This is a genomic window from Thermoanaerobacterium thermosulfurigenes, assembly GCF_051201035.1.
GTDB lineage: Bacteria > Bacillota > Thermoanaerobacteria > Thermoanaerobacterales > Thermoanaerobacteraceae > Thermoanaerobacterium > Thermoanaerobacterium thermosulfurigenes.
Genome location: NZ_JBPODR010000005.1, coordinates 106,498 through 120,132, shown reverse-complemented (window position 1 = coordinate 120,132; position 13,635 = coordinate 106,498). Strand labels below are relative to the sequence as shown.

Below are 13,635 nucleotides of genomic sequence, written 5' to 3'. Positions count from 1 at the left end.
ACCTCAAGATAAGATTTCCCATCTGGCACTCAACTATACTTACTGAAGGGAAAAAGCACTATGTACAAATGTTAGGGAATGAAATAAAATAGATTGCAGTAGGTAGAGTTGAGTGCCAGAGTAAGACACCTTGAAGAAGACGAGGTAGATAGGCCGGAGGTGTAAGAGTAGAAATACTTTCAGCTGACCGGTACTAATAAGTCGAGGACTTGACCTTTAGCATTGTGCAGTATTCAAAGTTCATTTAGAAAAGCATATAGCGAGAAAAAATCTATATAAAAAAATATTATTGAAGTGAGCGATTAATTGCGTTTTCGTAATATACTAGGCGAGCGAAGTGAAGAGAGGCTGAGAAAGCCATCACAGCGCATAGATGGCGACAGCCGAACGAACGAAGTGAGCCTAAAGTATATAGAAAACACAATTTGCGAACGGAAATAATATTTTTGAGAGAAAGATTAATGAAAGAGATTTTTTCAGAAGAATATGCATAGCAAATGAACAAAAGATTTCCGGTGGCAATAGCGGAGGTTAAAAACCCGTTCCCATACCGAACACGGAAGTGAAGCCCTCCAGCGCCGATGGTACTGATTACTCGGGAGAGTAGGTCGCTGCCGGTAAAAATTTATAAAAGAGGTAGTCTGTTTTAAATGGACTATCTCTTTTTTGATTTTTATGATTATTAAAGGACATGTGTAAGGGATTAGGGTATAATAATATTAAAGTATTGTGATTAAGGTGATGGAATGGTTATAAAGATTAAAGAAGATTTCGCAAAAAAGATGAAGCTCCTTTTAAAAGATGATTTTGAAAAGTTTATGATGGAATATGAAAACGAGCCATATAAAGCACTTAGAGTCAATACGTTAAAGATTTCAGTTGAAGAGTTCTTAAAAATATCGCCATTTAATTTATCTCCAGTGCCATGGTGTGACACAGGATTTTACTACAACCAAGATGATAAACCAGGGAAGCATTATTACCATGATGTTGGTTTGTATTATATTCAAGAACCAAGTGCTATGGCGGTAGTAGAAGCCTTGAATCCTGTGCCAGGGGATATGGTATTAGATTTAAGCGCGGCCCCAGGCGGTAAGTCTACACACATAGCTTCAAAGCTTAAAGGGGAAGGTTTATTAGTATCAAACGAGATTAATTCAAAGAGGGTAAAAGTTCTTGCGGAGAATATTGAAAGAATGGGGATAAAAAATGTCGTGATTTTGAATGAATCGCCTGAAAGATTAGAAAATAAATTTGCAAGAGTATTTGATAAAATACTCGTTGATGCTCCATGCTCAGGCGAAGGGATGTTTAGGAAAGACGAGATTGCTATAAACGAATGGTCTTTGGAAAATGTATTAAGCTGTTCACTTAGACAGAAAAAGATATTAGATAGTGCAGCAAACATGTTAAATCCTGGTGGAATAATGGTATATTCAACATGCACATTTTCGCCGGAAGAAAACGAAGGTGTAATCGACTATTTTCTAAAAAATCACAGCGATTTTGAATTAATAGAAATTTATAACCATGAGGGATTTGATAATGGTCATCCTGAATGGGTCAATGGGTGCAGCGACTTAAAAAAATGTGTTAGGCTTTGGCCACATTTAATCAAAGGTGAAGGACACTTTATAACCAAATTGAGAAAGAAAGGGAGTTTTAACGATGGCAACAAAGCAAGTAAGAAGCTTAACATAAAAAAAATTGCAGCAAAAGATCTTTTTTATGATTTTTCAAAAAAGCACCTCAAAGCAAGATTAGATGAATTAAACTTGCGTCAAATTGGTCAGCATGTGTATCATGTTCCTTATGAAATTGACTTATCAGGCTTGAAGGTTTACAAACCTGGATTTGATTTGGGACAATTTAAAAAGGAAAGATTTGAGCCATCACATTGGCTGGCAATGTCATTAAAAAAAGACGATGTAAATATGATTTATAATTTAAAAGATAAAGAAATAGAGAGGTACATTCACGGTGAAACATTAAATGCTGATGTTGACGATGGATGGGTACTTTTAACAGTAGATGGTTATTCGATAGGTTGGGGAAAATCTGTAAAAGGAGTTATAAAGAATTTTTACCCCAAATCTTTAAGAAAATAAAAAATTTTATTTTGTATAAGATGATGCATATGACTTTGCATCATCTTTTTTTGTGAATATTATTGTCTATGATTTTGAGTTTTTTATTTTTGATGAGAAAAAATAATGTGAAATTGGGAATAATAATTTTGTAAGTATTTTGGGATAAAGGAGATGTGTTTTTCTTGGAGTTGACTACTTTTTTACACATGCTAATTGGAGCTTTGTTTACGCTTTTTTCACTTATGATTTATGAGAAATTGAAGAATAAAAGTAATTATTATGAAGAAGCTAATTTACACGATATTTTATTAAATCACGATGAGCTTAAAAAACACGCCCAAGAATTAGCACAAAACCATTACATAATGAGAGATACTAAACTAAATTACATGCTTATACCTCGCATGAATAAAAGCTATAATTACATAAAATTCGTATACAAAAATATCAACTTGGCAGAAAGGACGCAGTCTATATCGCAAGATGCTGAATGGCTTTTAGACAATTTTTACATAATCGAAGAACAAGTTAAAGAAATCAGAAAAAGCCTATCAAAAGGCTATTATTCAGGGCTTCCTGGACTTAAGAATAGCATATTGAAAGGTTATCCGAGAGTGTACGCTATTGCCATGGAATTAGTGTCCCATACGGACGGGAAAATTGATGAAGACACAATTATAGATTTCATCAATGCCTATCAATCAAAGTCGCTTTTGTCAAGCGGTGAATTATGGGCTCTTGGACTTATGATAAAAATTGCTTTAATAGAAAACATAAAAAAGAGCTCTGAGAAAATAACTATAACGCAGAAGCAGTGGAGCAAAGCGGATGAAGTAGCAAATATAATATTTTCAAACAAAAATATGACATTTGATGATATTAAAAAATTAATACATGACAAAGTCATGACTATTGGGAAGATTCCTACGTCTTTTTTTGAAAGGTTGCTTCAAAGGATTAGGATGGAAGGCGATGATTCGACGGTAATCGTACAGTACATCGATAGGATTCTTCAAGAGTATGATACAAATATTGCAGACATTGTTGAATTAGATCATCAGATATTAGCCGCAAGACAAGTTTCAATTGGCAATGCAATAACAAGCCTTAAATATGTGTCAACGTTGGATTGGTCTCAAATATTTGAGAAGCTTAGCAATGTAGAACAGATTTTGCGGCAAGACCCTGATGGTACGTATGAAATGATGGATTTTGAATCGAGAGATTATTACAGACATCAAATTGAGGAAATAGCCAAGAGGTATAAAACATCGGAGACATTTGTTGCAAGAAAAGCCTTGGAGTGTGCGAGGGAAGTTTTAAATGACAATAATAAACCTGAATACATAAATCATGTAGGATTTTATATAATAGGCAAAGGCAGAAGCATACTGGAAAGCAAGATAGGGCATAAGAAAAATTCTGTAAAAGTAATGCGTGTCGTAAAAAGCCATATAGCCATCTTTTATATAGCGTCTATAGTTGCTTTGACCATTTTTGCGTCTGCTGCTTTATTTGCTTTGTTAATATTTAATGGTTTGACAGCTATATATGCATTTATTCTGGCAGCTATTTCGATAATTCCTATAAGCGAATTTGTAGTACAGGCAGTAAACTGGGCGATAATACACATTAAAAGACCTACTATAATACCTAAAATTGAATTAAAAAATGGAATACCTAAAGAAGCTGCTACAATGGTTATAGTCCCTGTACTTTTGACAAATGTAAAGAGAGTTAAAGAGCTTTTAGCACAATTAGAAGTAACATATATTTCAAATAAAGAGGACAATCTTTATTTTGCTATCGTAGGCGATTTTAAAGACACAAACAAGGAGAAATTGGAGGATGACGAAGAAATAGTGAATACGGCTCTTGGAGGAATAAGAGAGCTTAATGAAAAATACGGTGAGGGGAAAGACATATTTTTCTATTTTCATAGAAAACGCGTATATTGTCATACACAAAATGCTTACATGGGCTGGGAGAGAAAAAGAGGTGCTATAGTAGAGTTTAATGAACTATTAATGGGTTCAAATGATACCAGTTTCTACGTAAAAAGTGCTAATGTTGAAGAACTACCCAGAATAAAATATGTCATAACACTTGATGCGGATACAAATTTGATCATGGATACTGCAAAACGGCTTATTGGGACAATGATGCACCCGTTAAACAAGGCAGTTGTTGATAGTGAGAAAAATGTAGTTGTTGAAGGATATGGGCTTTTGCAACCAAGGATAGGAGTGGATATTTTGTCTTCGTCAGCCACCGTGTTTTCTTCTATTTTCGCTGGCAATGGTGGCATTGACCCATATACAACTGCTGTATCTGATGTTTACCAAGATCTATTTGGAGAAGGTATTTTTACTGGAAAAGGTATTTACGATGTGGAAGTATTTAGAACTATACTTAAAGATTTAATACCTGATAATTCAATATTAAGCCACGACCTTTTAGAAGGTTCTTTTATAAGGGCAGGACTTGTGACTGACATACTGCTTATTGATGGTTTTCCGTCTAAATACAACTCATATATGATGAGAATGCACAGGTGGGTAAGAGGTGATTGGCAGCTTTTTCCGTATCTTTCAAGAAGAATTAAGACGAGACAGGGTAACTATATGGAAAATCCTCTTTCGATTATTTCAAAATGGAAGATAATAGATAACCTAAGGAGAAGCCTTGTTGCTCCATTTGCTTTGGCTTTGCTTCTTTTAAGTAACCTTGTGCCTTATAAAAGCTTTGTTATGTATGGGGTAGTGATATTAGCTTTATTTGAACCATTTATAGCAGCAGCAATTGATGCAGTTCTGGAAAAATCAAAAGAGATAAATAGTCGCAGCAGTTTGCTTGCAAATAGCCTAAAAAACACATTTTACGCAAGTTTGTTGCAGTTTGCTTTTTTGCCTTATCAAGGCTACTTAATGATAGATGCAGTGGTTAGAACTGTCTACAGAGTTTATGTATCAAGAAAAAATCTATTAGAGTGGGTTACCGCGGCTGATATGGAAAGGCAACTTAAAAATGATTTTATCAGTTTCTTAAAAAGAATGTGGGTGTCTATCCCTATTGGCGCTATTTTAATCTTGATGAGCATGTACTTTAAACGTGATATGCTGCCATACTCAATTTTAATTTCTTTAATATGGTTTGCATCGCCGTACATTGCTTATCGGATAAGCAGTCCTATTGTTGAACGTGAGTTTATGATGGAAGAAAGTGATATTAAAGAGCTAAGAAAACTGTCCAGGAAAATTTGGAGGTATTTTGAGGATTTTGTGACTGAAAATGATAATTACTTGCCTCCTGATAATTTTCAGTTAGATCCGTATGCGGGTATTGCCAGAAGAACTTCGCCTACCAACATAGGCTTATACTTGACTTCTACAATATCGGCGAGAGACTTTGGATATATCACTACTTCAGAAATGGTTGATAGAATAGATAAAACGGTCAGCACTATTGAAAAGATGGAGAAATGGCATGGACATCTTTACAACTGGTACAAAACAGACGACTTAGAGCCATTGAAGCCGTACTATATTTCTACGGTAGATAGTGGAAATCTTGTTGGGTATATGATAGCGCTTAAGGAAGGCCTTAAAAAAGTTCCAGACATGCCATTGACTGAAAAATTGTCAGCAGGTTTATCAGACTTAATTGAGATCGTAAATGACGAATTAAAAAGTAAAAAGATAAAATATGAGATGCTTGAAGGAGATTACACCATTGAAGACTGGCATAGAAGCTTGAAACAACTTAAAGACAGCTTAAGCAGTATTAAATATAGTGATGATGATGGATGGTATATGAAAATTGTCGATACAATTGATTCTGATATAAAAGAATTGGAAGATCTTGCGCCAATTTATGATTATGACGAATATGAACAAATGCTTAAGTCAAACAAAGATATTACGCTAAATAATTTGAAGGCAATGTATGAAAAAATCTTAGAAAGGTCGTCATCTGATAAAGAAAAGTTTATAAAGCCTTACGAAAATGTGAAGCATTTAATAGAAAAAGTAGAAGATTTGATAATTAGATTAAATATTCTTATAGAGAAAACAGAGTTTAGGCCATTGTTTGATGAGAAAAGGCAGCTTTTTTCAATAGGTTACAATATAGAAGATGAAAAATTGACTAAATCGTATTATGATTTATTTGCCTCTGAAGCAAGACAAGCCAGTTTTATAGCTATAGCAAAGAAGGAAGTTGATGCAAAGCATTGGTTTAGAATGGGGAGAATGGTGACAGGAGAAAATGCTCACAGAGGGTTAATTTCGTGGTCTGGTACAATGTTTGAATATTTTATGCCGCTTTTGATAATGAAAAATTTTAAAAATACTATTTTGGATCAGACGTACAAATTTGTCGTAATGATGCAAAAGAAGTATGCAAAAAAATACAGTATTCCATGGGGAATATCGGAGTCAGGCTTTTACTCATTTGATATTAAACTTAATTATCAGTACAAAGCTTTTGGTGTTCCTTGGCTTGGGCTTAAGAGGGGACTATCTCGAGATGTTGTTATAGCGCCTTATGGTGCGATTCTATCCCTCAGGGTAGATCCAAAATCTGTTGTTGAAAATATTAAAAGATTGAAAGACCTTGGAGTAGAAGGTAAGTATGGGCTTTATGAGGCTGTCGACTTTACGCCGGAAAGAATTCCTTATGGGAAAAAGTATGCTATAGTCAAAAGTTTCATGTCTCACCATTTAGGCATGAGCATGCTTGCACTAAACAATTTTATAAATAAAAACGTGATGCAGGAAAGATTTCATTCAGATCCATATATAAAATCTGTTGAAATATTGTTGCAGGAGAAAGTACCGAATGGCCCAATGATTCTTAGAGAAGAAGTAGAGGCACAAAAGGAATTTGAAGAGCAAAAGAAAGAAGAAGTTAAGGCCGTAAGGGTTGTAGAAGAGATAGATGATATCCTTCCGCAGGTGCATATTTTATCAAACGGTGATTATTCTGTTGTTTTGACAGATAGGGGAACAGGTTACAGTAAGAAGGAAGGAATAAACATAACCAGGTGGAAAAACAGTTTAGATGAAATTCATGGGACGTTTATATTCGTCCAGAATGTAAACTCAAATACCACTTGGTCTACGACTTATGCTCCATTTTTTGCGAAAGATGAAAAATATAAAGTTGTATTTAAGCAAGATATGGCTAAATTCATTAAAAAAGTCGGGAATATCGATACAGAAACGGAAGTCATTGTATCACCGGAAGACGATGTTGAAATAAGGCGTGTGACGTTAAAAAATCACAGCGAACATGATAGAGTGCTGGAAGTTACAAGCTATTTCGAACCAGTCTTAAGCGACATTAATGCAGACATTGCGCATCCTGCTTTTAACAAGCTGTTTATCAAAACAGAGATATTGTTTGACAGCGACATGATAGTTGCAAACAGAAGACCCAGAGATTTAAAAAAGTCATATTTGTGGGTTGCTCATGCTGTATACGTAGATGGTGGCGAGACGGTAGGCGATACTCAGTTTGAGACAGACAGGGCTAAATTCATTGGCAGAGGGCGGACATTAAGGAATCCTGCTGCCTTAGAGACAGATAGACCATTGTCAAATTCAGATGGCTCTGTTTTGGACCCTATCATGTCATTGAGAAAGAGGATTAAGTTAGATCCAAATGAAACGGTTAAAGTTGTATACATTACTTCTGTGGCAGAGTCAAAGGCAGAAGCAGTGAAATTGGCGAACAAGTACAAAAATGGTAGTGCGACGGAAAGAGCATTTGAAATGTCAGTATCCAGAGGTAAAGTTGAATTAGATTACTTGAATCTTAAATCAGACGAGTTAGGGCTTTTTCAAAAGATGCTTCCACATATAGTATTTTCAAGCCCCGTCAGGATAGCAAAAAAAGATACAATATTAAAAAATCAAAAAGGTCAATCTGGACTGTGGGCATACGGAATATCCGGAGATATACCGATAGTTCTTTTAGAAATATGCAAAAAAGAGGAATTGCCTGTATTAAAAAAACTTCTTAAGGCTCATGAATATTGGAGAATGAAAGGGCTATACGTAGATTTAGTGATTTTAAACAATGACAAAGGTGGATATATTGATGCATTGGGCGATAGAATCAAAGACGTAATAAATGGAAGTTTTGCATATAACATAATGGGGCAGTTTGGTGGAGTGTTTCTGATAAATAGAAGTAGTTTAAAAGAGGAAGATTACATTTTGTTAAATACAGTTGCAAAATTATCTCTTACTGCTGATATGCCTATTGAGAAGCAACTTGAATATGATGATATTGAGAAAAATAAAAAAGCCAAATTGCTTCATATAGATGAAAACAATAAGAAAAAAACATATCCAGTTCCACTTAGAGAGAATCTGCAATTGCATTACAGCAATGGGTATGGTGGATTTTCTTTAGATGGACATAAATACGTTATAAATTTAGATGATGACAAGGTAACGCCTATGCCATGGATAAATGTTGTATCAAACTATAAATTTGGATTTCAAGTTTCAGAATCAGGAAGCGGTTTTTCATGGGCAGAAAATAGCAGAGAATATAAAATCACCCCATGGTCAAATGATCCTGTTTTGGACGAAGGCGGGGAGATTCTGTACTTAAGAGATGACTTTACAGGTGAATATTGGACGATAACACCAAAGCCACTAAGGGATAAGGGACAATATGTGATTGAGCATGGATTCGGATATTCTTTATTTAAACATGGATGTTCAGGGATTAACCATGAGATGTTAGAGTTTGTGCCTATGAACGATACCGTTAAAATATCGCTTGTAAAGTTAAAAAATGTAAGTGGCGAGAAAAGAAGGTTGAGTTTGTATTACTTTATAAAACCTGTATTAGGCGTTTCAGAAAGCATAACATCGCCATATGTGGTTACAGAGATGAATGAAGAAATCGATGGGCTCTTAATAAGAAATGTGTACAATGAAGATTTTAAGGACAGGATTTCCTTTATAAGTTCATCTGTCAAAGTTCAATCATATACAGGAAACCTGTCGGAATTTCTGGGATCTGATTTTGACACTAAACGACCTGAAGCATTAAAAATGGAATCTCTATCGAATAATGTAGGAATTGGTTTAAGTCCATGTGCCGCGATTCAAGTTGTTGTCGAATTAGAAGAAAATGAAGAAAAAGAGCTGTCATTTTTGTTGGGAACTGGAATGTCTTTAGATGATGTCAGACGGATTATGAGTTATTACAAGAATATCAATAACGTAAAAGAGGCATTGAATTATGTCAATACGTTCTGGAACAACTTCGTCGGCACAATAAATGTAGCGACACCTGACAAATCTTTCGATTTGCTTTTGAATGGTTGGCTATTGTATCAGACCATATCATGTAGGATTTGGGCTCGGTCTGCATTTTATCAGTCAGGTGGTGCATACGGATTTAGAGATCAACTACAAGATACTATGAATGTTGTGTACGTTGCACCAGAGCTTACGAGAGCACAAATATTAAACGCTTGCGCACATCAGTTTAAAGAAGGTGACGTACTCCATTGGTGGCATCCCGTGACCGACAAAGGAATACGCACGAAATACTCAGATGACCTTTTATGGTTGCCGTATGCTGTTGCGGATTATGTCTCCGTAACAGATGATACAAAAATATTAGATATACAAATTCCGTTTTTAAATGAAGAACCATTAAAAGATGACGAAGATGAAAGGTATGGCAGACCTAAGGTATCAGATGAAACTGCCACAGTTTATGAGCACTGCATAAGGGCTATAGAACATTCATTGAAATTTGGGCAGCATGGAATACCGCTGATGGGATCTGGAGACTGGAACGATGGCATGAATATGGTAGGCAATAAAGGAAAAGGTGAAAGTGTATGGCTTGGTTGGTTTATGTACGTAACACTTAAAAAATTCTCTAAGATATGCATTGAGAAAAATGACCATGAAAGGTGTGAAAAATATGAAGAAGTTGCCAATGACATAATAAAATCAATTGAAGAGTACGGCTGGGATGGAAGCTGGTATAGAAGAGCGTACTTTGATAATGGAATTCCGCTTGGCTCAAGCCAGAATAATGAGTGCAAAATAGATTCTATAGCGCAATCATGGGCTGCAATCTCAGGTGCAGCAAAATGGGATAGAGTGAAAGAAGCACTTGATGCACTTGAAAATTACTTGGTGGACTACGACAATGCAATAATTAAGCTTCTTTCGCCGCCATTTGATAAAGGGGATTTGAATCCTGGCTATATAAAAGGGTATGTGCCTGGCGTAAGAGAAAATGGAGGTCAATACACCCACGCTGCAATATGGGCTATAATGGCTTACGCAATGATTGGTGATGGCGACAAGGCTTATAGGCTTTACTCTATGATAAATCCTATAAACCATACAAGGACACCTATAGAAAACTCCAGGTACAAAGTAGAGCCTTATGTCATGGCAGCCGATGTATATGCCGTGGAGCCGAATACAGGCAGAGGAGGTTGGACGTGGTATACTGGTTCCTCAGGATGGATGTACAGAGTTGGTATTGAGCATATTTTAGGGTTTAAAAAAGAAGGAGATGCAATTGTCATCAATCCATGCGTTCCAAAAGATTGGGCGAAGTATAAAATAGAGTACATGTACAAAAATGACACGAAGTATATAATCGAAGTGGAAAACCCTGAAATGGTCAACAGAGGCGTACGTGAAGTTTCTGTAGATGGAAATATAATTGATGACAATAGAATTACTTTAAAAGATGATGGGAAGATACATCATGTTTTTGTGGTCATGGGAACGAGAGTATCTGTCAAAGCATAAAAAAATCAGCAGATGAAGTCTATCTGCTGATTTTTCTTATATGATTTATAAATGTGATTGACTTTTTGTAATATTTGTTATACTATATATATAACAGATATTACAGTGGAGGTGAAGGTGGACATTGCTGTTAAAGATAGAATTTGAGTCAGATGTTCCCATATATACGCAAATAAAAAATCAAATAATAGAAGGAATAGCTTTAGGATTGCTTAAAGAAGGTGATGAGATGCCATCAATACGGCAGTTGGCAAGTGATTTCGGCATAAATCTTCATACAGTGAAAAAGGCTTACGATCTTTTGAAAGATGAAGGATTTCTAAGCGTTCATAGAAGGAAAGGCTACGTTGTAACTAAAAATGCTTTTGCCGATGATGATTTTATCGAGAAATTGGAGAAAGATCTTCAGCCAATATTAGCAAATGCGTATTCAAGAGGAATGATGCAAGATGAAATATTGAAGATATGTGAAGATATATTGCATAAATTTAAAAACGAAGAATAGGAGGTCTTTTAAGTGAAGGGATTGTATTTTATCAATCTTTTGATGCCATATTTCATATTAATCATAATAGGTGTTATTACACCATTCATTACTCGCAAGACTATTGTATTTGGTGTCCATGTTCCCAAGGACTTTTTAAATGATAAAGAGCTTCAAAGGATTAAAACTTCTTATATAATAAATTTTTTGACTGTAAGTTTAATCTTTTTGATTCTTGTCATCAGCAGAATGAGAAACATAAATTTTGCTGTTGGTGGTATTTTTGTTGAAGTAATCATTATGTTTGCAATGTATATGAAAGCCCACCATGAAATAGCTACATTAAAATCTAAAAGAGAGTGGAGCAAGGGGAAAAAAGAAGTAGCAGTTGTAGACATAGATTTTAGAAAGGAAAAGATAGTTGTATCGCCTTTATGGTTTTTATTGCCTGCAGCGATAGCAATTTTGACATTAGTTGTTGGGATATATATGTATCCGAAGATACCACAAAGAATACCAATGCATTTTAATTTTCGAGGTGAAGCAGATTCATTTGCTGATAAGTCAATTTTGTCAGTGTTTTCAATATGCATAGTACAGGCGTTTATGACCGGTTTGATGTTTTTTGCATTCAAGATGATTGAATTAGCTAAACAACAGATAGATCCTTCGGATCCAGAGATTTCAAAGGAAAAGAACTTAAGGTTTAGGAGAATATGGTCGGGTTTCGTCGTGTTTACATCTATTCTAATTAATGCTATGTTGATGGTAACAGCGCTTATTATGTACGGAGTAGGTAAGGGTTGGCAAAATATTATGGCTATTTTTTCATTGTTGTTGGCATTGATCATAATAATCGCTGTGATAATCTTATCTATAAAGACCGGTCAAGGTGGTGAAAGGATAAAAATAAATAAAGAAAATGAGAAGCTGATATCAGTTGATAGAGACGACGATAAATATTGGAAAGGAGGGCTCATTTACTATAATCCTGACGATCCAGCGTTGTTTGTAGAGAAGCGATTTGGCGTAGGGTGGACTTTCAATTTTGCAAGGCCAACAGCGTGGCTATTTATATTGGCGGTTATATTGATAATTTTAGTGATAGCATTAATAAAATGATTTACAATTTGTTCCATATGAAACAATTTAAAAATTAATGTAAAATTTATAATTTAATGCTTGAAATTGAAAATTAATTGGGTAATATTAGAATTGAAGATGATTTTTAGAAAGGAGATGCAATAGTATGGATTCATCGGCAATCTCAATTTTAAGCACTGTCTTTATTGGTGTTTTCGCTATTGAATGTATTTGGTGGATTGTATGGATGGCAATAGCAGCATCAAGAAAGATCATGGCAAATTTCTACTTCATGCTGGTGACGTTCATAATTTGGTGTGGTCTTGATGTATATGTGGTAATAAATATGAACGTCAATTTTGCAGTGATTGGAATTGTATTAGTCATCATACCGTTTATAATACTACCTGGCATGGTAAAAATAATTACGGAGTACCAAAGGGGAGTTCTGTTTCGATTTGGAAAATTGTCTGGACTTTTAGGACCTGGGTTTAATGTTATATTTCCATTTGGAATAGATAGAGTAATAAAAGTAGATTTAAGGACTTTTACAATCGATGTTGCAAAGCAGGAAGTCATTACAAAGGACAATGTTCCTGTAAATGTTGATGCTGTTGTTTACTTTAATGTGTTTGATCCTATATTAGCTATAACGAAGGTTGCAAATTATACTCAAAGCACCACACTCCTTGGGCAAACAATATTGCGCTCAATACTTGGTCAGCATGAACTTGATGAAATGCTGGCAAAGAGAGCAGAGCTTAATGAAAAGCTTAGGGAGTTGTTGGATGAAGCTACGGATCCTTGGGGAATCAAGGTTACGGCAGTGGAGATAAAGAGCATTGAGCTTCCGGATACGATGAAAAGGGCTATGGCAAAACAGGCGGAAGCAGAAAGGGAGAGACGGGCGAAAGTTATTTTTGCGGATGGAGAGTTTCAAGCATCTCAAAAACTTAAAGAAGCTGCTGCTGTCATATCCACAGAGCCTGCAGCATTGCAATTGAGATACCTTCAGACGCTTCCTGAAATAGCTGCTGAAAAAAATTCTACTATATTGTTCCCTATACCAATAGAGCTTTTTAACGTTTTTACAAAGCTTGTGGAAGATAAAGAGGAAAAATAATGAACATGATGCTAAGCGGAATCTCGATTGAGGTTCTGCTTTATTTAT

5 protein-coding genes and 2 rRNA genes are annotated in these 13,635 nt (G+C 35.3%); all 7 read left to right on the top strand.

What is annotated here, in order from left to right; translation table 11 throughout:
- Positions 1–217 (top strand): 23S ribosomal RNA (locus tag HNR52_RS03080); the annotation flags it as partial.
- A 294-nt stretch (positions 218–511) separates the two neighbouring features.
- Positions 512–620 (top strand): 5S ribosomal RNA (rrf, locus tag HNR52_RS03075).
- 126 nt (positions 621–746) lie between these two features.
- Complete coding sequence (locus HNR52_RS03070; protein WP_435619677.1) at positions 747–2,108, top strand: RsmF rRNA methyltransferase first C-terminal domain-containing protein; 1,362 nt, start codon at positions 747–749, stop codon at positions 2,106–2,108.
- Positions 2,109–2,296: 188 nt separating this feature from the next.
- Positions 2,297–10,897 (top strand): glycoside hydrolase family 94 protein, encoded by an 8,601-nt coding sequence (locus HNR52_RS03065; RefSeq protein WP_435619684.1) that lies wholly within the window; start codon positions 2,297–2,299, stop codon positions 10,895–10,897.
- A 124-nt stretch (positions 10,898–11,021) separates the two neighbouring features.
- The gene (locus HNR52_RS03060) at positions 11,022–11,402 is read left to right on the top strand and encodes a GntR family transcriptional regulator (protein ID WP_013787243.1); all 381 of its coding nucleotides are present in this window, start codon (positions 11,022–11,024) and stop codon (positions 11,400–11,402) included.
- A 12-nt stretch (positions 11,403–11,414) separates the two neighbouring features.
- The gene (locus tag HNR52_RS03055) at positions 11,415–12,503 is read left to right on the top strand and encodes a DUF1648 domain-containing protein (RefSeq protein WP_435619676.1); all 1,089 of its coding nucleotides are present in this window, start codon (positions 11,415–11,417) and stop codon (positions 12,501–12,503) included.
- A gap of 127 nt (positions 12,504–12,630) precedes the next feature.
- Complete coding sequence (locus HNR52_RS03050; protein ID WP_435619675.1) at positions 12,631–13,587, top strand: slipin family protein; 957 nt, start codon at positions 12,631–12,633, stop codon at positions 13,585–13,587.
- The last annotated feature ends 48 nt before the right edge of the window (positions 13,588–13,635 follow it).

What these genes read in the sequence shown, in the direction of transcription:
- HNR52_RS03050 (WP_435619675.1), top strand. Translation starts at nt 12,631, where the DNA reads ATGGATTCATCGGCAATCTCAATTTTAAGCACTGTCTTTATTGGTGTT.
- HNR52_RS03065 (WP_435619684.1), top strand. Translation starts at nt 2,297, where the DNA reads ATGCTAATTGGAGCTTTGTTTACGCTTTTTTCACTTATGATTTATGAG.
- HNR52_RS03070 (WP_435619677.1), top strand. Translation starts at nt 747, where the DNA reads ATGGTTATAAAGATTAAAGAAGATTTCGCAAAAAAGATGAAGCTCCTT.